The sequence below is a fragment of the Scandinavium sp. M-37 genome (genome assembly GCF_043558715.1).
GTDB classification, from domain to species: domain Bacteria; phylum Pseudomonadota; class Gammaproteobacteria; order Enterobacterales; family Enterobacteriaceae; genus Scandinavium; species Scandinavium vulneris_A.
In genome coordinates this window covers 239741-263720 of record NZ_JBIGIN010000003.1, presented here as the reverse complement: position 1 = coordinate 263720, position 23980 = coordinate 239741, and the positions used below count along the sequence as shown (strand labels likewise).

Sequence of the window (23980 nt, the reverse complement as noted above, 5' to 3'; positions counted from 1 at the left end):
TCCTCAAGATCTTTGATTTTTTTGATATCAGCGGCTTCCATCCCGCCATATTTCGCCTTCCAGTTGTAGTAGCTGGCTTCGGAAATAGCGGTTTCGCGGCACACATCTTTGACGGTACGCCCGGCTTCGACAGACTTCAGAACGGCGATGATCTGGTGCCCGGTGAATCGGATCTTACGCATAGCGATCTCCACAGGGGACGTAATCAGTATGTCGGAAGATCTCTAAAAGTGAATGGTTCGGTTAAGCGGGATACTTACACAGGCACCACCAGCGGTTCGGGCTTATCCCGTTTCAGTCGTTTTTTCGGCTTTATTCGCATGTTCAGCGACAGCTTGCAGTAAATCCGGTACACCCTTTTGTGGTTGAACCTGAAGCCTTTTACGTTACGCAGATACAAAAAACACAGACCAAATCCCCAGTTGCGCTGACTGTCTGTAATGCGAAGCAACCAGTCGGCAATAACGGCATTTTCTTCATTCTGCTGAGGCTGATAGCGATAGCAACTTTCGCTGACAATAAACAACTGGCAGGCAAAACGTATGCTGACACTTCGGCTTCTGACCGCGTCCTGTGCCATCTGCTTTCGGAGCGATGGCTTCACCACTTTTTTGCCATGGCCTCCTGAATAATTTCGGCTTTGAGTCGTTCTTCGGCATACATCTTTTTGAGGCGACGGTTTTCGTCTTCCAGCTCTTTCAGACGGGTCATCATAGAGGCATCCATCCCGCCAAAGCGTGAACGCCACTTATAGAAACTGGCACTACTCATGCCATGCTCGCGGCACAACTCGGTGACTGGCGTTCCGGCCTCAGCTTGCTTAAGAATGGCCATGATCTGGCTGTCGGTAAACGTGCTTTTTTCATAGAAATCTCCCCGATTCAGATTACGAGAAATTCTACTTATAAACACACCGTTTTTTCGGGGGGATTACTCTAGAGGGGGATAATCAGTTTTGAGATAATGGCGATACTTAATTTACAGCTTTCTACGAGGTTATAAAGAATATCAACTATGATTACTCTTGGAGTGGAGTGGCGCTTGAAATATTTTTTATGCCTTCTTGGATTTTAATGTTTTAATCAATCTTCTTTTTTGATGTATCTAAATGGGGTATAAGTATTTCCGAAGAATTTATTGGTAACGCTTTAGGTTTTACCTGTTCTTTCGAATTGTCGGTAGAAACTTTATTTTTAATATTAGAGCTAGGTACAGCTACTTCTGTTGTTTGTGTGGTGCTGGTAATGTTAGAACTTGTTTGAGTGTTTTTACCATAAAAATATATTGCCGTAACTGTTAAAAACATCACTATATTAAATAAAATCCATATAGTACGATAAGTTCCTCTTCTATTCTGAATATATAACTGATCTTTTTCTTTTAATTTCTCGGTGTCAATTACCTTTTTTAAATCATCCTCATTAAGTAAGTCTTTATAACGATCTTTAATTGTAGTATATCGGTCAAAAAGGCGGGCTTTATCTTCATTAACTTCACACTCGGATAGCCAGTGATATATGCCTGAGAAAAATATGAATATATATGTCATTATGGCAATTTCACCAGTGAATATGATACCTTCGCCTTTCGAAGTAATCAATCTAACTAATATGACTGTAATGAAAAAAGTAACAACACTCCAGAAACTCGTTTTTAATGTCCCGAGCATATTTTTCGTAATGTCAGATGCCTTATCAGATTGAGAAATTAAAAGTTCAGAAATTTTATTTTTAATCTCAATATACTGTTTTACATTTTCTTTAAGATAAATATCATAACCAGATTCAATAGATCTTAGAGCTCCACTTGAAAGTGAGGCTATGTCATTATTTGTCATGTGGATTGATATAATATTTTTTGCTAAACCTATTTTATCTACAAAATTCCCTTGATTATATATCCATTGATATATTCCATAAAGTTCCTTTACGGCTCTCAAATTAGCAATGGAAAGGTCCATTTTATTACTAATGAGGCGGTAGCCTTTCATTTTATAATCAATAATAATTTTACTATCAATGTTAATTATTTCAGAATAATCGGAAAGATAGACTAAAGAAAACAACAATGTAAGTCGTTCTAGTTTTTCCTTTATTTCAGGGTATATGCATTCAGTTGTTAAATTAAAATCATCTGGTGTGAATCTATATTCGGCATCATTAGTAAAGTGACAGCATTTATTTCGTTTGCTAATAATTGACTGCCTATCATCTAAGTTGTCCTCTGTTAGTAAAGGCTTATTTGAATCTTCAAAGATAATAGTGCTAGTCGAAAATTGGTTTAAAGACTCCCAGCATTTTATTTTGATTTTCTTAGATAAATCGAACTGCTTAAGGAAGTTTATGAATTCAAAATCTGATTTTAATATTGGACCGGAAATATAGTTTTTTAAATTAAATATATGAGACGTGTTGAGGTTGTTATGTGAGTTAGACTTATATATCTTAATATCAATTTCAAGTTTGCAATTATCTTCAACAAATCGGAGTTGATTTACTATTTCAGTATGAATTTCCTTAGGGATACTGGCTTGGCTATAGGTGACCAGAGAGATACCATCACATTTTATTGCTATATCATAAGTTAACTGATGCAAAGCCAGCTGTTCTTTGACATAGTTAGCGCGAACAATATAATCATGTGAAACAGTTGTTTCATGCACCTGATAGATGGCACTGCAACGATTAAAATCATCGTTAATGTAAATTAGTTCAGCATTGAAGAATGTGTTTGCAATGCCATCCAAAAATTTCATTTGTTAATTACCTTGCCTTACAAAAGCATTATAACCAGTATCAGAGTATATTTTTATAAATTTACCATCCTGATCTGTCCCTGTGCGAATAATTTCTTTAATGTTCGGAATGTCTCCCATGATTCTTAATTCCAAATTTTCATCAAGAAATATATTGCTTTTCAATTTTGTCTTAATGACACTTTGGTCAAGATCGAATTGTGTGTCAAACTTGGCTTTCGGATTGGCGGGGAGTTTTTTTAATTTTTCAATAAAATCAGGGAATTTATCTTTAAAATCTTGGCTCTCAATATTGTGCGCTTCTAGGCGTTCAACTAACTCAGTATGTATAAAACTTTCATTGTTACGGAAATAAGAGTTAACGTCATTCCTCATGTATATATAATCAGGTTCAGAGAGTTTTTTCACCGTTTGTTTCAACAAAAAATCTACAGCATCATATGCAGTTTTAGTATTTAATCCGGCAGTCGTCATCTCCTTTGAACTAAGAAATCCTCCCCACCAATATTCACGTATAGTTCGACCACTATCAGAAAGGAGAAGCTCAGTTACTTCTCCGCTACTATTCAATGTAACAAGGCATGATTTCTGAAGTCTTTGCTTATTTAAGGGCAGTCCTCGACGGATTCTAGCCTCTATTTCATCAAAGAATGAGTCGACTTCTATTTTTAAAATAACAAATCGAGTTAACCCATCATGCTCTAGGTGTAAAATTAGCAATGATCCTTTCTTGATTTTTTTATCCATTGCCGCGATTCTTTCTTGAGCTTTTATTTCTACTTCCAGCAATTTAAGAGCAATGCTTTCTGTTCTTTTTAACCAATTAGATTGTAACGAACTAGTGTTTTCAAGAAGCTCATTTTTCGTAATAGAACGAACATGAGAAACAACAAGCTCATTTTCATCAGTAAAAGAATACTGTTTACTTTTTTCATTTGCTATTAATTCGGTTAGCATTATCCTGCTAAATTCATCAAAATCCCGTCCATCAGCATCGGGTTCGACCAACTCTACACTGCAATCTTCAACACTAACGTTAAACAAGGCATGATTTAAAACAGCTGGGTCCGCCATATTTTTATTCCTTATCACTGTTCTCGCGATACTGTTTTTATATACAGTACCGCATATTGTTGCATAGTCAAGGTAAATGTTAACTTATTATTTTTAAAGGAAATAAATATCACTGTCTCTGACATGTTACTTCATCTTCATACAGCATTTTATCAGAATAATAATTAAACTTTTTGCGGAGATAATCAATGGGTTATTTAAGATTAACTGTCAGTGATGTGGCGATAGCATGGTTTTTTTCGCTTACTCGAAAGTTAGATAACATTTTAAACTGCCTCGTTAGTCAAGTCCTTATTTTATGTCGTAATAGTTATGTCTAACTCGGGTAAACAGAACTTGATAACGAGATTTCCCTCGAGAAATTTGTGAGCCCCGCTACGACTAAGTTCTTTGTATCCTTGAAATAGCCCAAGCCCCTTTCACCGTTGCGGAGCAAGGGGCGCTATATCCGTGTATACAAAAACTGATTTTTTCTCCTGGGTGCTTTTCGTTCCCCGTATCTGCTTCCGGTTAATCGTTTCCCAACACAACCCGTCCCGCAGCACGCATGCTGCGCCCTTGCGGGCCAGAACGATGCCGGAAAAGCGAACCGTCAGGCGATACGAAGACGAAAATCACACCACTGACGGAGAAAAAACCATGACTATTTCCCTGCATACCCGGACTAGTGCCCCTAACACCGCAGCGGCGACCAGCGTTTCCCCGCTGGACCCGTCAGGCTCCTCAAAAACGAAATTTTCCAAAACCACAACTGATATTTATCAGACCGTCACTGACAGCATCATTGCGGCACAGGAAGCTGGTGTTAAACCCTAGGCGTGTCCGTGGCAGCGTACCCCCGGTTTGTCTGGTTTACCGTCCAATTACGCAACTGGCATGACATACAGTGGAATGAATATCATGTTGTTGTGGATCAGTGCGTCAGAACAGGGATTCAAAGATTCGCGGTGGATGACCTACAAACAGGCAAAAGCGGAAGGCGGGCTGGTACGCAAAGGAGAACACGGTACTACCGCCATTTTCTATACCACGCTGGAAAAGGAAAATGACGACGGAGAAACTGACTATATCTCGATGCTAAAGACGTTCACCGTGTTTAATGTTGAGCAAATTGGTGGTTTGCCCCTGAGGGACGAAGCAGTTTGCCCGGCAGAGACCTTTGAGCCGTTAGCGCGTGCGGAAGCGCTTTTCCGAAACAGCGGTGCAACCATCATTGAGAAGGGACAAAACACCTTTTTTGCACCGACAACTGACGAAATCCGCTTACCTGAGCGTTGTCTTTTTACCGATGCTGCCAATTTCTACGCCACCGGCCTGCATGAGCTGATTCACTGGAGTGGGGCAAAAAGTCGACTGAACCGTGAAATGAAAGGGAAGTTTGGCAGTGAGGGGTATGCGTTTGAGGAGTTGATCGCCGAACTGGGAAGCGCGTTCCTGATGGCGGATCTGGGAATCGCTGGAGAGGTGCAGCATGAAAGCTATATCGCTTCCTGGCTGAAAGTACTGAAGAACGACAAACGCTATATTTTCAAGGCCGCCAGGGTGGCATCCAAAGCGCATCGTTACTTGGTGGATAAAATCTGATCGGGAAGAAGCTGCAAAGGAATGCAGCTTTGTGTGTATAGGCAGGCTTAACAAGTGTCGCTGTAGGGGCATGAGTGAGGCGGAGCGCAGCCAGGGCGAGCACCGAACAGTCATTCCCCTACAGCGAATAAAAAAGCTACGCTGTGTACTAATAATGTAGAATTGTACTCGCTGCTTAATGCAAAATAAGGGTGAAAACGCACGCCCCGAACTGGAGATAAAACGCTCGGTCCAGGATTTGGTCATCCTGATGGTCAGCTAAGTGCCACAAGCGGAAGTTGCTATAGTAGGTCAGCATGGCTTCAAATCAGCCAAAAAAAACATTATGATTCATAAAGTTTAGTCTATTAGCTTATAGAGAAAAAAATGATAAAAGATAGCGGAAGAGAAAAGCTGTCAGACAAAAGATTTGACTCTGTAGTAGCCAAGGATAAGTTTGTTAATAAATTATTTGAACGATTAGTTGCATTAAATATTGAATTCAAAAATGTGAACTTCAGCTTCTGTATTTTCGATGCTGCTTACATCAGAAACTGTAGTTTTAAGGACTGTGACTTTACCGGTTGCAGATTTTTAAATTGCAACTTAATGGGGTCAAGTTTTAGTGGCTGCAAATTTGACTATGCCACTTTTGATAAGACCCACATTGATAATGACATTCTCGAAAATGGGTGCCCTGGACTGGACAACCTTAAGCTCAAGTTTGCGCGTTCGTTACGCTTGAATTATCAGCAAATAGGTGATTCAAAATCAGCAAATAAAGCCATAGCAATCGAACTACAGGCTACAGGAGAGCACCTTCATAAAGCATGGAAATCCAAAGAATCTTATTACCGAAAGAAATATAAAGGATTTGACCGCTTAAAAATGTTTAGCGAATGGTTTGAGTTTAAGGCATTAGATCTTATCTGGGGAAACGGAGAGTCTGCTTTTAAATTATGCAGAGCTGTCATTGTTATTCTGTGCATAATAGCTTTACATCACGTCCTTAACTATGGTGATCCAAAACTAGTTAGCTCATATTTTGACGCGTTAGCAATGTCCCCACAGGTATTTTTGGGGACATTATTACTCCCTCAATATTCAGCATCGTTTCTGACAATGGTCGTTTTAGTAAGATTAATTATGTTTGGTTTCTTTATGTCCATAATAATTAAAAGGTTCAATAGGCGATAATTATGCATATCTATGCTTTTGGTTCGATATGTCGCGGAGAGGTTGATTCATTTTCAGACATTGACATGTTGGCTATCGTCAATGGTCGGGATGAAAGGTTTAATCCGAGAGATTACTCGATTTACTCGTATGAACGGATAAATGAACTCTGGAAAGAAGGTAATCCATTCGCTTGGCATCTTTTTTTGGAATCCAAGCTCATTTATTCATCCGATAACGTTGATTATTTACGGAGCTTAGGTAAACCGAGCAATTATAATTCAGGCTTAACTGATTGTGAAAAGTTTCTGGAGATATTTATCAGCGCTAAAAGCTCGATTGAAACATCTGATCTTACAGCGATTTTTGATCTATCTTCAGTGTTTTTATCGATACGAAATTTTGCGACATGTTTTTCTTTAGATTATGATGTAAGGTCCGATTTTTCGCGAAATTCCGCGCGTAATTTGGGCATTCATAGTATACCAGTTTGTGATTTGACCTATCAATTATTAGAAAGGGCCAGAGTGCTTTGTACCAGAGGTAATGGTGAAATCCTGAATGCTGATGACATTAAAAAAGTCAAAGCGCAATTACATTTAATTGAGCTTTGGATGCGAGAAAAACTAAAAATTATTGGCGGCAAGCATGAGTGAGTTTAGTAATAGAATTAAAGCTCAAAGAGAAGCATTAAAAGTAGTCAATGGTTCAGGATTATTCCGTGAACCGCTATTAAGTCTGACTGAGAAAGCCATAGACCGATGGTCTAATAACAATGATCTCAGCAATACAGATCGCGCTATTCTCTTGCTGAAAGCGATGTCAGGTACCTTATTTTTTCTAGCAAACAAGAGCCAAGAGCAGGTTACTGAAGACTATAAGACTCTTTCTAAAAAAGTAAATGACCAGTTATCTATATTGGAAATTGAATTGAAGAATAGAGTTGTTTCAAAGACAATTAGTTGAGAACTGAATAACACACTCCTAGTGTAGTCAGTTTTGGCGAGGTTAAAAGTGCTAACCTCCGCTTCTAGCTGTGAGTTCAACGGGTCGATGCAACGCTATCCTTAATCAAGGGGGACGTTGCCATGAAACGAAGAACGCGCATTTACTACACGCCAGAACAGAAAGCGATTATCTGGGACAGATATAAGCAAGGTGATTCCCTGCATGATATCGCCAGAACGTTCGACAGATATCATTCTTCTATCATGCCCACTATCCACCAAACTGGTGGATATCTGTTCGATGTCATCGCTACGCTCGACAAGCAGATTGAGCAGTGCTACCGCCAAAATGCGCTATGCCAGCGTATCAGCAAGATCCCAGGCATTGGCCCGATCACCGCCACCGCACTAGTTGCGACTATCGGCAACGCCAGCAATTTCGAAAATAGCCGACAGTTGGCTGCCTGGTTAGGACTGGTTCCACGTCAGCATTCAAGTGGTGGCAAACAAGTCTTGCTCGGGATAAGCAAACGAGGCGATATTTATTTACGAACCTTACTCATTCACGGTGCCAGGGCTGTGTTGCAGTCGGTCAAACGTAAAAAGGATGTTGTATCGGGATGGGCCAGTCGATTACTGGCACGCCGGAATAACAACATTGCCTCGGTAGCATTGGCTAATAAGAATGCGCGGATTGTGTGGGCACTATTGGCAAAAGACCAGGAGTACTGTGCACCAATAATGAACGTTTAAGTATCTGAGTCAGTAAGACGGAAACAACACCACCGATTGTTCAGGCAAGCATGACGTGATGGCAGGACAGGTCAGACCGTGATGGGGAAAACCCGGTTTATTCAAGGCTCCTGAAAGAGCGCTTTGTTGATAGAGGCCTCCATCAGCGTATTCCATCAGGGACAGAGGTGTTTCACATCACCTCGGCAAAGTCCGGATCTATGGCTGCAATTGATGACCTGCAAACCCACCACAACATATTTAGCCTGGCAAACAGGAGGCGACCATCTATGAATAAATCGAACTTTTGCTGAGTTAAAGGATCAGATCACGCATCATCCGGCAACACTGGCCGTCCCATGGCAAAGCAGAAGTTTAAAGTCACCAACTGGCGCAATTACAACAAAGCCCTCATCAACCGCGGCTCCGTCACTTTCTGGCTTGATGACGAGGCTATTCAGGCCTGGTATGAGCCCGCCACACGCACATCGCGGGGACGGCCTCAGCGCTATTCTGATCTCTCCATCACCACCGTCCTGGTTGTTAAACGTGTATTCCGCCTGACCCTGCGGGCCGCACAGGGCTTTATTGATTCCATTTTTGCCATGATGGATGTTCCTCTTCGCTGTCCGGATTACACCAGTGTCAGCAAGCGGGCAAAGTCGGTTAACGTCAGTTTTAAAACGCCCACCCGGGGTGAAATTGCGCATCTGGTGATTGATTCCACAGGGCTGAAAGTCTTCGGTGAAGGTGAGTGGAAAGTCAAAAAGCACGGCAAAGAGCGTCGTCGTATCTGGCGAAAACTGCATCTGGCTGTTGATGCAAGTACGCATGAAGTCATCTGCGCGGACCTGTCGCAGAATAAAGTCACGGACGCTGAAGCTTTCCCGGGGCTTATCCGGTAGACCCACCGAAAAATCAGGTCAGCAGCGGCGGACGGTGCTTACGATACGCGGCGATGTCATGACGAACTGCGTCGCAAGAAAATCAGCGCGCTCATTCCTCCCCGAAAGGGGGCGGGCTACTGGCCAGGTGCGTATGCAGACCGCAATCGTGCTGTTGCGAATCAACGGCGGAGCGGGAGCAATGCACGGTGGAAATGGACAACAGATTACAACCGTCGGTCGATAGCGGAAATGGCGATGTACAGGGTAAAGCAGTTGTTGGGTGGTTCGCTGACGTTGCGTGACTACGATGGTCAGGTTGCAGAGGCTCTGGCCATGGTGCGTGCGCTGAACAAAATGACGAAGGCAGGCATACCAGAAAGCGTGCGTATTATCTGACAACTGCAACCGGCTACGAAGAAGCTTGCCCCAAATCTGATTTATTCAACAAAGCCGCCCGGACTCGCAATCGAACTTATAATGAGTTTATTTATATAATTTCCTGATGCTATAATTTTTTGTTTGTTTTGGTTCAAACCCAGTATTCAGACTTACGAAGGTTGTTTCAATTAAGAACTTTGGCGAGGTTTTAGTTGATTTTTCGTCGGGATTTCTTATTGGTGAGAATATTGTGTGGTTCTAGTGAGAGAGTATTCTGTTTTACTCTATGTAAGTGATATTTATGCAAGGTGAACTATTTGAAAAACAGCAATGGGCGATAACAGGAATAATATCTGATTCCCTGCCTGATTACCTGGGAGAGGCATTATTAAAACCTTTTTGCGAGAAACAGAGTTTTTCATGTCTTTTTTATCCTCAGTGGAAATAATCATTTCTCACAAACAAACAGGAGAAAGATATGCCCACCTACAGACTGATACGGTTGTCCGAAGTGATGGCCAAAACAGGTTTAAAACGTTCACAGGTTTATCGTGATATGAAAAGTGGCGACTTCCCCAAATCCTGCAAGATTGGTCCAGCCAGCGTAGCCTGGCTTGAATCGGAGATTGATGACTGGATCGCAATGAAACTCAATTATCGCGAACCGCAATCAAACTGACCCCCATATCAGGGGGACAGTTTTCTGAGCTGTGCGCGGGTGGTTTGATTCTGTGCGCCTGTGATCCCAAATGCATCAATGATTAACGTAAAAATAAGTGTTGCGAATAAACTTGAGTACCAGTGCTGATAATAATTTATTGATGCCTGTGCTAACAAAAGCAGGGCCGGAATAACCGGACCTGCTTTTCCTTACGCTGACTCAGAGATTTTTCTGCTGCCGTGCGTAGTCCCATGGTGCGGTGTAACCGCTGTGGTTGCTGTCCAGATAATCTGACCACCATTGCATCATAGCCTTGCGGGATTCAAGGTGTTCAGCCCGGTGGATATATGCAGCCCGGACTCCATTTCGCTCCTGATGGCTCATCTGTCGTTCCACTGCATCGCGCGACCAGAGTTCTGACTCCGTCAGGGCGCTACAGGCCATTGTTCTGAACCCATGACCGCAGACTTCTTTTTTGGTGTCATAGCCCATTAATCTCAGCGCCCGATTGGTAGTATTTTCACTCATAGGTCTCGACTGATTGCGGTCTCCGGGAAAGACTAGCTCAAGGTGCCCGGATATCTTGTGGATCTGACGCAGAATGGCAATGGCCTGGCGGGAAAGCGGGACAATATGAGAAGTGCGCATTTTTGCTCCCCGGTGAGAGAAGCGGACTTTATCAATTGCCTTACGGCTGCCAGGGATGGTCCAGATTTTGCGCTTAAAATCTATCTCACTCCAGCGGGCGAAACGCAGTTCGCTGGAGCGGATAAATAGATGCAGAGTGAGGATGAGCGCCAGTTGAGTCAGTTGTCTTCCCTGCTGGTAATTCCCGATGCGTTCCAGGAGGTCAGGTAACTGCTCCAGCGGCAGGGCGGGGTAGTGGTTTTTCACCGGAGGTGCAGTCACGCCTTCCAGATGTTGTGCCGGATTTCGTTCAGTCAGACCCTGCTGGATAGCGTAGCGCATGATATTACAGATTTGCTGGCGGGTGCGGGCGGCAACTTCGAGAAAACCATTGTCTTCAATGACCTTCAGCAGGGCGGTGAAATGGGGCGTCCTGAGCATGGCTAATGGAATATGCCCGACAGCCGGGAATATATGATTGTTCATACTTGCGAAAATGCGTCCGGCATAATCAGGTGACCATTTTTTGTTGCTTTTATGCCAGGCAAGCGCCACAGACTTAAAACATTTTTCAGGTGACGCAGCGGCTCTGTCATCCATCCGCTGTCGCGTCGGGTTGACGTTCTGAGCCAGAAGTATGCGAATACCTTCACGCTGATGTCGTGCGTCAGAAAGCGATACCTGTGGATAGGCACCTAGGGCAATGCGGGATTCTTTGCGGTTAAATCGGTATTTGAGATACCACAGGCGTGAACCACCCGGATTAACGAGCAGATAGAGACCCTGAGCATCGGTCAGTTTGAAGGGTTTTGAAGCCGGTTTTGTATTACGAATTTTGGTATCGGTAAGGGACATAAGGTGGTCACTCCATAATCGAACGGAAATGACCCCAAATCAGACCACCAATTTCGCCGGATGCAGAGGGAAAACCAGAGATGCATCGGGAAAGATTTCTACACTAACTCTCTGTATCGCAATACTATTGAGACATAGTGAGACGCATAGAAACAAGAATTTGGCTCCTCTGACTGGACTCGAACCAGTGACATACGGATTAACAGTCCGCCGTTCTACCGACTGAACTACAGAGGAATCGTGTGAACGAGGCGCATAGTAATGGGTGCCCTTTTTTGTGTCAACACTAAAATTAACTGCCTGATTCAATTGAATGAAATAAAGGCAATCTGCCGTTTTAGTGAACTACGCGCAGGTTACTGCTCTCATCGCTGCCATTTTCACGAATTCGCAATAACGGATCTTGCTGGTAAAAACGGCAGAAACGCTGCCACAGCGCGGGGAACCGGGGGGCAAACAGCTCCGGTGCGCTGAAGAAGTATTCTGATAGCACGGCGAAACATTCAGCAGGGTCGGTCGCGGCATAGGCGTCGATACTGGCGGCACTTTCACCGACCAGATCAATCTCATCCTGAATGTTATCCATCGCGGCATGGAGGTCATGTTCCCAACTCGCGACTTCACGCAGCGGAATCAACGGCACGCCATTGGCCCGGTCACCGTTGCGGACATCGAGCTTATGCGCCACTTCATGCACGATAAGGTTAAAACCGGAGGCATCGTAGGAATCCTGAATGTCGAGCCAATTGAGGACGATAGGCCCTTGCTGCCAGCTCTGGCCTGACTGCACCACGCGCTGGTTATGTACCAGGCCGATATCATCTTCCCATTCATCATCGACGACAAACGGGGCAGGGTAGATCAGCACCTCATGGAAGCCATCGAGCCATTCAAAGCCCAGCGAGAGTACCGGCAGGCAAAACAGCATCGCGATACGGGCATTCTGCACCGGCGCTAATTCCAGGCCCTGAAGCGGGACGAGACGTTTTTGTTGCAGGAAACGATCGGCCAGCTGTATAAGCTTGAGCTGTTCTTCCGGCGAAAGACTCGCCAGAACAGGAATGGCAAGTGCTTGTTCCCACGGGATATCCGCGCTATGGGGAGCGTCATGTGCTTTCCAGGGCCATTTAATCATCGTTTTGCTCGCAAACTCGTCACTTGATATCAATTAAAGGGACAGGGTCTGTTAAAATGCCAAAGAACCTGGCATCATGGCAACCACTCAGCGGAGAGATGCCGGAGCGGCTGAACGGACTAGTCTCGAAAACTAGAGTAGGGGCAACTCTACCGGGGGTTCAAATCCCCCTCTCTCCGCCATTATTCAATCAGTTACAGCAATACTTTTCAACGACCCTCGTCACAGATACTTTTTCCTCTTTCGTAATAATCAGTTTAGAAGCCGCTTATCGTTCCCGTGATCGGATTCCTCTCCTTCATTCGTACTTTCAATCGTAAAAAGCGCGCACAAAAAAGCCCGCACGCGGCGGGCTTGAATAGGGGAGTGCGGATTAGAACTGGTAAACCATGCCCACACCTACGACGTCATCGGTGCTGATGCCGGTTGCGGAGTAGAAGTCATCGTCACCGTCCAGCAGGTTGATTTTGTAATCAACATAAGAGGAGAAGTTTTTGTTGAAGTAGTAGTTGGCGCCAACAGAAACGTATTTCACCAGGTCTTTGTCGTTCCAGTCGCTGTTTGGTACGCGATCGGCAGTCAAGTCTTTACCTTTAGACTGCAGGTAAGAGATTTCAGGACGCAGACCGAAATCGAACTGGTACTGAGCAGTCAATTCAAAGTTCTGAGTTTTGTTGGCGATAAACTTATCTTGTTCACCAAATGGGGTCATGTTGCGGGTTTCTGCATACATGGTCGCCAGATAGATGTTGTTCGCATCATATTTCATGCCCACGGTCCACACATCGGCTCTCTCGCCGCCGGCAGTGCTTTCAGTTTCCTGCTCGTTGGTACGGTCAGACGAGGCATATGCTGCACCTGCGCTGAAGCCCATCCCGAAGTCATACACGGTGGACAGACCATAGCCGTCACCATTGTCCTGGCTCATGGAGCCGCCATCGCGGTTAGAGGTGCCTTCCTGATCATAAATGCCATTCGAGCCTTCGTTCGCGCCCTGATACTGCAGTGCGAAGCTCAGGCCATCAACCAGACCAAAGAAATCGGTGTTGCGATAGGTCGCCATACCGTTACCACGGCCAACCATAAAGTTGTCGGTGTAGGTATAAGAGTCGCCGCCGAAGACAGGCAGCATATCGGTCCAGGCTTCAACGTCGTACACCACGCCGTAGTTACGACCGTAATCGAATGAGCCGAAGTCGCCGAACTTCATACCGGCAAAGCCCAGACGGGTTGCGGACTGATTGCCAGAGCCTTCAGTGTCGTTGGCCTGGATGTTGTATTCCCACTGGCCGTAACCGGTCAGTTCAGAGTTGATTTGAGTTTCACCTTTGAAACCAATACGCACATAGGTTTCGTCGCCATCGCTGCCGCCATTTTCAGAGAACTGATGACGGGCATCAACCTTGCCGTATAAATCGAGTTTATTACCGTCTTTGTTATAAATTTCTGCTGCGTTTGCTGCACCGGCCACCAGTATTGCGGGCACGAGAATTGCCAATACTTTTCTTTTCATTATATATTCCCTTTAAATGATTAATTCTATGAATAAATGCACCTCATTCCGAGGTGCGAATGAAATATTAGCCATGAAGTTCATTTTAATTTAAAGAAAACATGTAAATAAGTTAGTTTAAATATTTCTGGTTGTGTCTATTTGCGGATGGTATATATTTTTGTGATGGGAATGATTTTGGTATTTATCTGGGTGATTTGTAATGTGTTTTTCTGGGTTTTGGTAACGAGAAAGCAGTTTGTCTGAAATGTTATTGATAACGAAAATGTATTTTACCAATGCAATCATCATACTTATTGGAAAGGGCAAAAAAAAGCCTGCTCTCAGAGTGGAACAGGCGTTATTAACGTTAATAAAAGTGAGTGCAGTGTAAAAACAACAAAAGGCAGTGAATATTTGCATACGCTTCTCATAAAATAAAGTACGAAAGCAAACTGCCCACGCTCTTTTTTTTGCAATATAAGGAAGTGTCCAGAATTAGCGGAACAACTATTTGACATTCACACGCCCAAAGCAACCCCTTTCCTGAAAATTGCCAGAGATCAAAACAATCGCGAATCATTCAGTTGAGAAATGCCCTGGCGCTTTTCTATGGCGTTTTGTGCGCTATAATGTGATTTGGTTCACATTTTTTATGGCAAAAAGTAAAAATTCAAACATTTTTGCCCGAAACAGGGGAGTTTTATCAATGGATGAAAGGCGTTCGCGCGGGCCCGGTGGCATGCTGGCGTTGTGGGTGTTCTACGCCTTTTGTGGCTACTTTATTTGGGCAATGCTGCGTTATTTCTGGATTGTGAGCCAGATTGACCCGATCCCTGGCGCAACGCTGGACGGTGATCTCGGTTCGACGATGGGGAAATGGCTGGGGGCGTTGCTGGGTTTTGTGGTGTTGAGTTCGGTGGGGGCCATTCTCGGGGGCATTGCCTGGTACACCCGTCCGCGCGGTGAAGAGCCGTCAGGATGATGAAATAAAAAACTGCTATTCTCGCTGCTCTGCTGCGCACGATTTATTGGGTACGAGAGAGAGGGGCGAATGACCGTGCAATCCTGGCAACACCGTTTTGAAGACTGGCTGATGCAGCATCACGATGACGATGATGCGGCACATGACATTTCCCATTTTCGTCGCGTCTGGGCCACCGCGCAACGCTTATCGCAAGAGGAACAGACTGACGAGCGGGTGATCCTCGCCGCCTGTTACTTCCACGATATTGTCAGCCTGCCGAAAAACCATCCTGAGCGTAGCCGGTCGTCGGTGCTGGCTGCGCAAAAAACGCTGACCATCCTGCGGGAGGATTTCCCCGATTTTCCTGAGGATCTTTATCCTGCGGTGGCCCATGCCATTGAAGCACATAGCCACAGTGCCAACATCACGCCCCGGACGCGGGAAGCCAAAATTATCCAGGATGCTGACAGGCTTGAATCGTTAGGCGCAATTGGGCTGGCGCGCGTTTTTGTGGTCGCGGGTAAAATGAATGTGGCGCTGTTCGATGCTGAGGATCCGTTTGCCGATGCACGTCCGCTGAATGACATGCGCTATGCCCTCGATCATTTTCAGAACAAACTCCTGCGTCTGCCTGCCACGATGCAGACCGCGCAGGGTCGGGCGCTGGCGGAGCACAATGCCCGCTATCTGGTGCAGTTCATGGCAAAAATCAGCGCGGAGTTGCAGGGCGATTATCTGGAATATGATGATGCGATTCTGGCGCGTTTTGCGCCGCAGGCCTGAGTTCAGCCGGGGAAATTGTGTTACTCTCAGCGAAAATGGTCTGGCCCGGTTACTGAAATGCAACACACACTTACTCGCACTCTCCCCACACAAGACGCGGAACGTTCCGGACTGGATGCGCAGGCGCTGCTTACCCAGCTGCTGACGATTTACGATGTCAAAACCTTGGTGGCGACGCTTAATGCGGCAGGCGAGCAGCACTGGAGCCCGGCCATTCTTAAACGCGCCACGGACAACGGCAAAATCAACCGTCGGCTGGGCGATAGCGAATACGCCCGGTTAGCCGCGCTGCTGCCGCAGCCCTCTACCGCGCCGACGCATTTCCGCTTTATCGATCTGCTTGCCGGTATTGGCGGGATTCGCAACGGCTTCGAGGCCATCGGCGGCCAGTGCGTTTTCACCAGCGAGTGGAATAAACACGCCGTGCGCACCTATAAAGCCAACTGGTACTGCGACCCGGCTGAACATCAGTTTAATGAAGACATCCGCGATGTAACGCTGAGCCACAAAACGGACGTCAGCGACAGCGAGGCCGCGGCGCACATTCGCAGCATTATCCCGCAGCATGATGTCCTGCTGGCGGGCTTCCCGTGTCAGCCGTTTTCGCTGGCGGGCGTCTCGAAGAAAAATGCAATGGGCCGCGCACACGGCTTTGCCTGCGACACACAAGGCACACTGTTTTTCGACGTGGCGCGCATCATCGACGCCTGCCGTCCGGCGATATTTGTGTTGGAAAACGTCAAAAACCTCAAGAGTCACGACGGGGGCAAAACCTTCCGGATAATCATGCACACTCTGGATTCACTGGGGTATGACGTGGCTGATTCAGCGGAAATGGGCGCCGACGATCCAAAAATTATCGACGGTCAGCATTTCCTGCCCCAGCACCGGGAGCGCATTGTGCTGGTCGGTTTCCGCCGGGATTTGAACCTGCAACAGGGTTTCACGCTACGCGATTTACCGGCGCTGTATCCTGAGCGTCGCCCGACGTTTGGCGAACTGCTGGAGCCGACGGTAGACGCGAAATTTATCCTCACGCCGGTTCTGTGGAAATATCTCTATCGTTACGCCAAAAAGCATCAGGCGCGCGGGAATGGCTTCGGCTACGGTCTGGTTGATCCGACCCGGCCGGGCAGCGTGGCACGTACCCTGTCGGCACGCTATTACAAAGTACCTGTAGATTTAGTAAAAATGAACATCATATCTTATTGAAATTATTGCATTAAATTTTCTTAATAGATTGTCCATTTTCAAGAAAAAGGTAGAGATTTTTCTTCTGTATGACGGATTGTCCGGCTCCAAGCTAGTTAAGAAGATAGATAATCTGACAAATATTGCACCCGAATCATTTGTATGGTGGAATGAATTGATAACAACGCTATGAAAGGTAATTTATGGCTATTGTAAAAAAAGCATTTAGACCTAAAGCAAGAATCATGGAGCTTTTAGGTGAGCAGCTTATAAAAAATCACACACTAGCTCTTTTTGAGTTAATAAAAAACGCATATGACGCAGATGCATCATATGTAAAATTAACGCTTAATAATATTAATTCAGACAATGCAAGTATAGAAGTAGTTGATGATGGATCAGGGATGGATCTTGATACTGTAGTAAACATATGGATGGAACCTGCACATGGGCATAAATCCATATTTAGAGAAAGTGGAAAGCGAACAAATAAAGGCCGCTTGCCTGTTGGTGAGAAAGGAGTCGGTAGATTTGCGGTGCACAGATTGGGAAAAAAAATCTCGATGTCAACCCGTGCATACGATCAAGACGTAGTCACTGTAGATATTGATTGGGATAAATTTTCAAAATCTGAATATTTGGATGAGGCATACATTGCTATTGAAACACGTCCAAGCAAAGCATCAAAATCAGACACTACTGGAACTAAAATAGTCATAACAGAATTAAAGCAAGACTGGAAACGTGGCGACATAAGACGACTATATAGAGCGGTGTCATCTATGACATCAGCCAATTTACTTAAAAGAGAAAAAAATAGCGATAGTTTTGTTGTTGAGTTTAATATCTACCCTGAGTCAAAATGGCTAGATGATCTCTTTGATCCAGATTTGGTGATTTCTCAAGCCCTTTTTGACTTTGATTTTAGATTAGATGATGAAGGTCTAACCTATAAATATAATTATCAACCGTATCCAGCGCTTATTTCTGATTATAAAGGTGTCATAGAACCTAGAAATACTGAAGTCAAAATAGAATCTCCGGATTTCTTTAAATATATCCCTTCATCAAATGAGCGGTCAAAGAAGAAAAAAACAAGAGATGAGCGATTTTCACTTGTCAAAAGCGGAATTGGGCCAATCGCAGGGAAAATATTGGGGTTTGACCTTGATAGGATTTTATACGATAGATATTTAAAAGATGAATCTGGAGGGTTAAGTGAATATTTGAAAGCCCAGGGAGGCTTGAAAGTATATCGCGATAATCTTCGAGTCTATAATTATGGTGAGCCTGGGGATGATTGGTTAGGCTTAGATCATCGTAGAATACAAAGTCCTACTAAAAGAATGGGAAATCAGCAGTTACTTGGAGAAATTCACCTTGAGCTGGATAAAAGTTCAGCATTGAAGGAAAAAACAAACCGTGAAGGGTTTGTTGAAAATGAGGCTTATGGGGAGTTTGTTCATGCGATGTTATCGGTTATGGCTCAATTTGAAGCTGAAAGAAATAAAGATAAAAGAATTTTAAAAGCTGCAATTGAAACGAAACCGGGTGGAGATTTTCATGGCTCAGAAAAACGAAAAAGTACAGAAGAACTTTTAGATGAACTGAAGCAGGAGGTAATAGCTGAAAAAAATATTTCTCCAAAAGTAGGAAATCTCGTAAACCAAGTTATTTCATCATTCAAAGAAACTAGAGATGCAATGCTCTCATCAGCTGGGGCTGGTTTAGGTCTAACTACCGTGTTCCATGAGTTAGAACGTGGAATACGAAACTTACACATGGCTATAAGAGATGGGGTAGATAACAAACGTTTAGAAAGCATTTCTGAAGAATTAGTATCCCTGCTTCAGGGTGCTATGTATATGGTAAGCAAGAAAGATAAAGAGGTTATTCCTGCTTCGAAATTAATTAAACAATGTGTAAATACACAGCAGCGTCGGTTTAAGCGTCATAACATAAACTTTTTGCCTGGTTTTGAGAATAGCACGTTGTTAGATTTTGAAATAACTGGTGTGAGACGAATGTTCACTAGTGCTATTGTTAATATCATCGATAATGCAATTTACTGGATGGACGGTGAACCGGATGAAGAACGGTATTTATGGATAGGCTTAAGTTCTGACTTTGAAGGGCCCGCAATAATTATTGCTGATAATGGCCCTGGATTTATTGATGGTGGCGATGAATTAATACAACCATTTTTCACAAGGAAGCCTGCAGGTATGGGGATTGGTCTCTACTATGCTGATATGGTTATGAAAGCGCATTCAGGGAGATTGGTATTCCCTAATGTCAGCACAATTGATATCCCTGCTGTAACTAAAGGTGCCTGTGTAGTGCTCGTTTTTGGTAAGGATAAATAAAATGTTTTTTAAATCAATTTCACTGATAATAGATGATAAAGAAAATGATGGGAATTTCATTGCCGCTTATTTAAATAAAAATTTTGTACCTAACATTTTCTATTGCTATGATTCCAATAAAGATTGGACTGGTTTTGAAACGAAATTATCAGGAGTAAGAACTATATTCCAAGATTTATCGTTAATTTCAACCGCAAGTCCGGATGTGACAGATTTTGACGCAGCGGCGGAAACGATAGAAAATATATTGGACGAAAATAATGGTCCTTGGCTACTTATCACATGGTCAACATGGGCTGAAAGCGAAAGTGAAACAGATTTCCCAAAAGAATTATTTGATCATTTGCGACAGGAACTACCAGTTTCATTACGGCCATTTGATTACATTACTATTAACAAATCATTGTTTACACCTGGGCATGATCATAACCCTGTATCGCTGCCAAATGATGCTTCACTAGCTCAATTACATGAATTAATTGAGAATAAAATTACCCAAAGATACGGGCTAAAATATTTGATTGGATGGGAACAGGCTGCTAAAAAAGCTGTTCACTCAGCATTGGCTGAATTAACGAATATTGCTTCTGGACATGCGCAAAGCAATGAGATTTTACATAAAATATTCGAAAATATTGCTGAATCAGCAACTGGTAAGAGTACATGCATTACAGCATTGAACGCTGGTACTAGCGAAACACTGACTGACATTATTAAAGATAAAATAGAAAATCAGATACCAAATAATCTTGATGATTTCGGGCATGTAATACGAAGTGCACGCGATAACCGCGGTTTAGATATGACGGGTTTACCAAGTTGGAAGGAGTCAATCAATAGAGCTATACACTTTGATATGTCTGAAAAAGTAAAACAATATCATAAACCTGGGAATGTCTACAAAATTAATGAAAAGGTTATTGACTCTGGTATTAAATCATTTCCGGATAGCATCTCAAATGCTGGAGCATTGTCTAAATTCAAAAGGAAAAATTTCTTTTGTTTTTTAGATAGTGAAAGGGATCTTAAAAACGAAGTTTGCGAACGTTCTGATCTAATATGTCTTGATATTACACCACCTTGTGATCATGCGAATAATAAAGCAGAATGGAATAAATATATAGTAGGTATTATCTTAAAAGATAATGATGATAAATTTTGCAAGCTGGTGAAAAATGTTAACAATGAACGTGTTAGAGAAGATGGTATTAGATTAATCAATGACAGTTTAATTTTACTTCCAAAGTATACCAAGGATGATGGTTCTGGATCATTATATCGAGTTGTATTGAATGCTAAACTAACATTTTCTGTTCCTGTTAATATATGCGATGCGACATTAGGTAACTTACAATTAATGAGAGCTAGAGAGAATATTCTCTCAGATATAAGAAGTTGGTTTATACGTCAGGCAACACGGCCAGGTATTGTTGAATTAAGAGGCTGATCGTTAAGCCCAACAAGATTTAGCTCGTTGGGCTTAATTGATATTACTTTTTAGCGCATTTCAATATAATTGGGTGGAGCATTTTTGCGACTGCAGAAAACATGGGGACAATAACTGAATTGCCAAATTGTCTATATGCTTGTGTGTCTGATACTGGAATTTTAAATTTTTCTTCAAATGGTTTTTCAAAACCCATAATTCTAGCACATTCTCTTGGTGATAAGCGTCGCGGCCGCTTATCCATATTCTCGGCATTATCAAAATCTGTTTCACCTAATTTTCTATCCCAACCACGGTCTATTAAAATTTCTGAACCGTCTTTAAAATAGCGTGCAGAGAGGGCCCGCGCAAAACTAAATGGATCATTAGGGTCTACTAAGCCAAACCCAAATCCATTTCCTTTTGCACGATGCTTCTCAGCATACTTATATAGGTATTTCCATAATGTTTTTGATAAAATGTATTTATCGTTGGGCTCAGGGTCTAAAAGATTTTTGAATCTAACCCTATTACTTGGGTAGAATTTATGAATATCAGCTAATGTAAAGCTTCTAGCGATGTTTAAATCCCTTCGAAAACCAACTATTACAATTCGCTCACGATGTTGAGGAAGAAAATTTTTCCCATCAATGATCTTTGGATCTTTGCCATTAACGAAATATTCATCACTTATCTCATAACCTAAATCTTTTAGTGTTTTCAATATAATTGAAAATGTTTTTCCGTGATCATGGCTTTTTAAATTTTTAACATTTTCAAGAACAAATATTGCTGGTTTTTTAACATGTAATATTCTAGCAATATCAAAAAATAGAGTGCCTTGAGTATCACATTCAAAACCGTGCTTTTTACCCAAAGAATTTTTTTTACTTACACCGGCTAAACTAAAGGGCTGACATGGGAATCCAGCGATGAGAACATCATGTTCTGGTATAGATTTTTCAATGTGCGCATAAGCTTGCTCTTCGCCCACGTCAGTATTATTGCTTAAAGTAATCTCCCTGATATCATGATTAAAGATATGGTCGTTAGGGTCACAATACCAATTTGCTCTATATGTTTTAACTGCGTACTTATTCCATTCACTTGTGAAGACACATTTTCCACCAATGCTTTCAAAACCACTACGTATGCCACCAATACCAGCAAATAAATCTATAAACTTAAAATCATAATTATCATGACAAGATGGAGGTCTTGGGAACATAGATTTTAAAGAGTCAATCTCCTTTGTACTCAATAACTTTTGGCAACACTTACCATTAAGCCATCTATTTAATGACTCACGAGTCCATTCTTTTGTTGAGGAAGTGCGCAGGGTTAGAGCAATATCCTTCTGGTTGTAGATTTCGAGTAATGAGTTAACTAGGTCTAGTTGTTCCAACAGTAGTTTTTGATAAGAAACTTCACATGTCATGACTGGATCACTATCTAACTTATTGATATTAAACATACTTCAGCCTTGCTGGGTAAAATGAGTGACAGTCTTGGAAGTAAGTTAAGCACAGTCTCGATGAAATGTAAAACAATGCCTTAGACGATCCTCCATAGCTTTAGATTTATATAAATAAGACTATTCCCGATGTTTATTGTTTATCTACGCAATCTTTCAATATTTAGGTAAAGAGATTCTATTAGTTCCTGAGCACACTCGCTATAATGAAAAGCCCTATGGCAATTAGGGCAAAGAGCTACACAATTGCTTATAGTGTCAGCTCCAGATGCAGAAAGTGGTATCACATGATGTACTTCAAGATATGGGTGGCCACCAATTATTGAAAATGGTGCACTTTTCCCACAATGCTCGCAAAATCCTTTACTTTTCTGCAATACCCATGCTTTGACTGCGGGGTCCCGAAAATAGACTTTTTGAACTCTTTCTGCTGAAATTGGTATCTCATACCCCTTGGGTACGCTTAAGGGAGTTTTTACTAGCTTGTTTACCCGATTGCTTAGGATATGATCATCATCAGTAGGCTCGAGAAGAACTAATGGATTTCCATATATAATTTGCTCCCAAAAATCAGCACTGTTTATGTTAGGTATATTTATCATGATTCGTTTACTTCTATTACCTGAAGCAGAAGGAGTACTTTTTTTGCCCGTACGACTAAAATGAGTCTGAAATCTGCATAATTCTTGACGAGTCTCGGAAGGACTTGCACCTGTTAGATTAAAATGCGTATCAGGATGTACTCTTCTTTCTGCTATGAATGGTATATTCTTTCTTGAAGGCATCGAAGCTAAATACACAATTACTTGTTGTTGTCCTGATTCAATTAATCGTTCAATAATATACTCTAAGGCAATGTTATAATCTTTATTTCTTTGTGCGGGCCCCCAAGACTCAAGAATTAGGCCAAATACTCCATCTTCTTCTACGACCTGGCACTCGGCATTCAGTTCTATTCCATTTCCATCAAGAATATACATTGTTTAATTTTCCAAAAAAAGTTTTATAAATTATCCTCTATCTATATGGATATGCAATAAACTATTAACTTTATATGTATTTGCTACAAACTGTAGATTAATATTTGTACGGATGTTTGAGCTGAATTGTAAGCATCCATGGTTTAGTCCCGCGCACTTTTTGAGAGTTCCGGTTTTTCAGTCATCAACCGTCACTCTTCCGGCGTCAAGTTGTCCAGAGATTCATGAGGTTCTCGTTGTTATATTCCAGCATCACGGCATGCTCTTCAGCCCATTATGCCAGCGTCATGGGCACAAGTTCCGGGCCTTTGTTCACCCACATCTTCAGCAGGTATGGCGGTTTACCACGATCTTGTCCAGGAGCCAAACGACACGCTGAGCCGGGATAGTTAAGATCGATTTCTATCGCCAGCACCCTACGGTTAAAGTCGCCACCTATTGAAAAATTACCTCGATGAAAATAGCACATGATTAAGGTCATAGTTCGTATTGAGTTACACGAGCAGAAAAT

17 protein-coding genes, 2 tRNA genes and 5 pseudogenes are annotated in these 23980 nt (G+C 42.8%); 13 read left to right on the top strand and 11 right to left on the bottom strand.

Features of this window, described 5'->3' with window-relative positions:
• The 4 genes and pseudogenes from ACG0Z5_RS04545 to ACG0Z5_RS04530 form a co-directional block, all read right to left on the bottom strand.
• A partial coding sequence (locus ACG0Z5_RS04545; RefSeq protein WP_394445667.1) for a transposase occupies positions 1-182 on the bottom strand: 182 nt, incomplete at its 3' end.
• A gap of 80 nt (positions 183-262) precedes the next feature.
• Positions 263-834, bottom strand: a pseudogene (locus ACG0Z5_RS04540) (transposase); the annotation flags it as partial.
• 244 nt (positions 835-1078) lie between these two features.
• Positions 1079-2755, bottom strand: a complete 1677-nt coding sequence (locus ACG0Z5_RS04535; RefSeq protein ID WP_394445665.1) for a hypothetical protein — start codon at positions 2753-2755, stop codon at positions 1079-1081.
• A gap of 3 nt (positions 2756-2758) precedes the next feature.
• Positions 2759-3829: a hypothetical protein gene (locus ACG0Z5_RS04530; protein ID WP_394445663.1), complete on the bottom strand. Its 1071-nt coding sequence runs from the start codon at positions 3827-3829 to the stop codon at positions 2759-2761.
• A gap of 639 nt (positions 3830-4468) precedes the next feature.
• On the opposite strand from ACG0Z5_RS04530, the pseudogene ACG0Z5_RS04525 reads away from it, so the two are divergent.
• The 7 genes and pseudogenes from ACG0Z5_RS04525 (at position 4469) to ACG0Z5_RS04495 (ending at position 10191) form a co-directional block, all read left to right on the top strand.
• A pseudogene (locus ACG0Z5_RS04525) lies at positions 4469-5413 on the top strand (ArdC family protein).
• Between the two features lie 366 nt (positions 5414-5779).
• A complete protein-coding gene (locus ACG0Z5_RS04520; RefSeq protein ID WP_394445661.1) occupies positions 5780-6589 on the top strand; it encodes a pentapeptide repeat-containing protein in 810 nt (269 codons plus the stop codon).
• A gap of 2 nt (positions 6590-6591) precedes the next feature.
• On the top strand, positions 6592-7224 hold the full coding sequence (locus ACG0Z5_RS04515; RefSeq protein ID WP_394445659.1) for a nucleotidyltransferase domain-containing protein: 633 nt from the start codon (positions 6592-6594) through the stop codon (positions 7222-7224).
• On the top strand, positions 7217-7534 hold the full coding sequence (locus tag ACG0Z5_RS04510; RefSeq protein WP_394445657.1) for a hypothetical protein: 318 nt from the start codon (positions 7217-7219) through the stop codon (positions 7532-7534). The genes ACG0Z5_RS04515 and ACG0Z5_RS04510 overlap by 8 nt, the downstream gene beginning before the upstream one ends.
• Positions 7535-7638: 104 nt before the next feature.
• Complete coding sequence (locus tag ACG0Z5_RS04505) at positions 7639-8268, top strand: IS110 family transposase (protein WP_394445681.1); 630 nt, start codon at positions 7639-7641, stop codon at positions 8266-8268.
• Between the two features lie 273 nt (positions 8269-8541).
• Positions 8542-9530, top strand: a pseudogene (locus ACG0Z5_RS04500) (IS5 family transposase).
• A 460-nt stretch (positions 9531-9990) separates the two neighbouring features.
• A complete protein-coding gene (locus ACG0Z5_RS04495; RefSeq protein WP_394445655.1) occupies positions 9991-10191 on the top strand; it encodes an AlpA family transcriptional regulator in 201 nt (66 codons plus the stop codon).
• Between the two features lie 201 nt (positions 10192-10392).
• Here the strand turns inward: ACG0Z5_RS04495 and ACG0Z5_RS04490 are convergent, their stop codons facing one another.
• The 3 genes from ACG0Z5_RS04490 to mtfA form a co-directional block, all read right to left on the bottom strand.
• Positions 10393-11655: a tyrosine-type recombinase/integrase gene (locus ACG0Z5_RS04490; protein WP_394445653.1), complete on the bottom strand. Its 1263-nt coding sequence runs from the start codon at positions 11653-11655 to the stop codon at positions 10393-10395.
• Between the two features lie 161 nt (positions 11656-11816).
• Positions 11817-11892 (bottom strand) — tRNA-Asn (locus ACG0Z5_RS04485).
• A 100-nt stretch (positions 11893-11992) separates the two neighbouring features.
• Positions 11993-12790 (bottom strand): DgsA anti-repressor MtfA, encoded by a 798-nt coding sequence (mtfA, locus tag ACG0Z5_RS04480; protein ID WP_394445651.1) that lies wholly within the window; start codon positions 12788-12790, stop codon positions 11993-11995.
• A gap of 92 nt (positions 12791-12882) precedes the next feature.
• Here mtfA and ACG0Z5_RS04475 point away from each other — a divergent pair.
• Positions 12883-12972, top strand: a tRNA-Ser gene (locus ACG0Z5_RS04475).
• Positions 12973-13163: 191 nt separating this feature from the next.
• Here the strand turns inward: ACG0Z5_RS04475 and ompC are convergent.
• Positions 13164-14303: a porin OmpC gene (ompC, locus tag ACG0Z5_RS04470; protein ID WP_394445649.1), complete on the bottom strand. Its 1140-nt coding sequence runs from the start codon at positions 14301-14303 to the stop codon at positions 13164-13166.
• 688 nt (positions 14304-14991) lie between these two features.
• Between ompC and drpB the strand changes: the two genes are divergently transcribed.
• The 5 genes and pseudogenes from drpB (at position 14992) to ACG0Z5_RS04445 (ending at position 21036) form a co-directional block, all read left to right on the top strand.
• Entirely contained in the window at positions 14992-15267 is a 276-nt protein-coding gene (drpB, locus tag ACG0Z5_RS04465; RefSeq protein ID WP_394445647.1) for a cell division protein DrpB, read from the top strand.
• Positions 15268-15336: 69 nt separating this feature from the next.
• Entirely contained in the window at positions 15337-16032 is a 696-nt protein-coding gene (locus tag ACG0Z5_RS04460; RefSeq protein WP_394445645.1) for a phosphohydrolase, read from the top strand.
• 57 nt (positions 16033-16089) lie between these two features.
• Positions 16090-17202: pseudogene (dcm, locus tag ACG0Z5_RS04455) on the top strand (DNA (cytosine-5-)-methyltransferase); the annotation flags it as partial.
• A 224-nt stretch (positions 17203-17426) separates the two neighbouring features.
• Entirely contained in the window at positions 17427-19589 is a 2163-nt protein-coding gene (locus ACG0Z5_RS04450) for an ATP-binding protein (RefSeq protein WP_394445643.1), read from the top strand.
• A gap of 1 nt (position 19590) precedes the next feature.
• Positions 19591-21036 carry a hypothetical protein gene (locus ACG0Z5_RS04445; RefSeq protein WP_394445641.1) on the top strand — a complete coding sequence of 482 codons (1446 nt, stop codon included), beginning with the start codon at positions 19591-19593 and terminating at the stop codon, positions 21034-21036.
• Positions 21037-21079: 43 nt separating this feature from the next.
• Here ACG0Z5_RS04445 and dcm (ACG0Z5_RS04440) read toward each other — a convergent pair whose 3' ends face one another.
• From dcm (ACG0Z5_RS04440) to ACG0Z5_RS04430, 3 genes and pseudogenes are all read right to left on the bottom strand, one after another.
• On the bottom strand, positions 21080-22453 hold the full coding sequence (gene dcm / locus ACG0Z5_RS04440) for a DNA (cytosine-5-)-methyltransferase (protein WP_394445679.1): 1374 nt from the start codon (positions 22451-22453) through the stop codon (positions 21080-21082).
• A gap of 176 nt (positions 22454-22629) precedes the next feature.
• Positions 22630-23469: an HNH endonuclease gene (locus ACG0Z5_RS04435; protein WP_394445639.1), complete on the bottom strand. Its 840-nt coding sequence runs from the start codon at positions 23467-23469 to the stop codon at positions 22630-22632.
• Between the two features lie 191 nt (positions 23470-23660).
• A pseudogene (locus ACG0Z5_RS04430) lies at positions 23661-23914 on the bottom strand (IS3 family transposase); the annotation flags it as partial.
• Between the last annotated feature and the right edge of the window lie 66 nt (positions 23915-23980).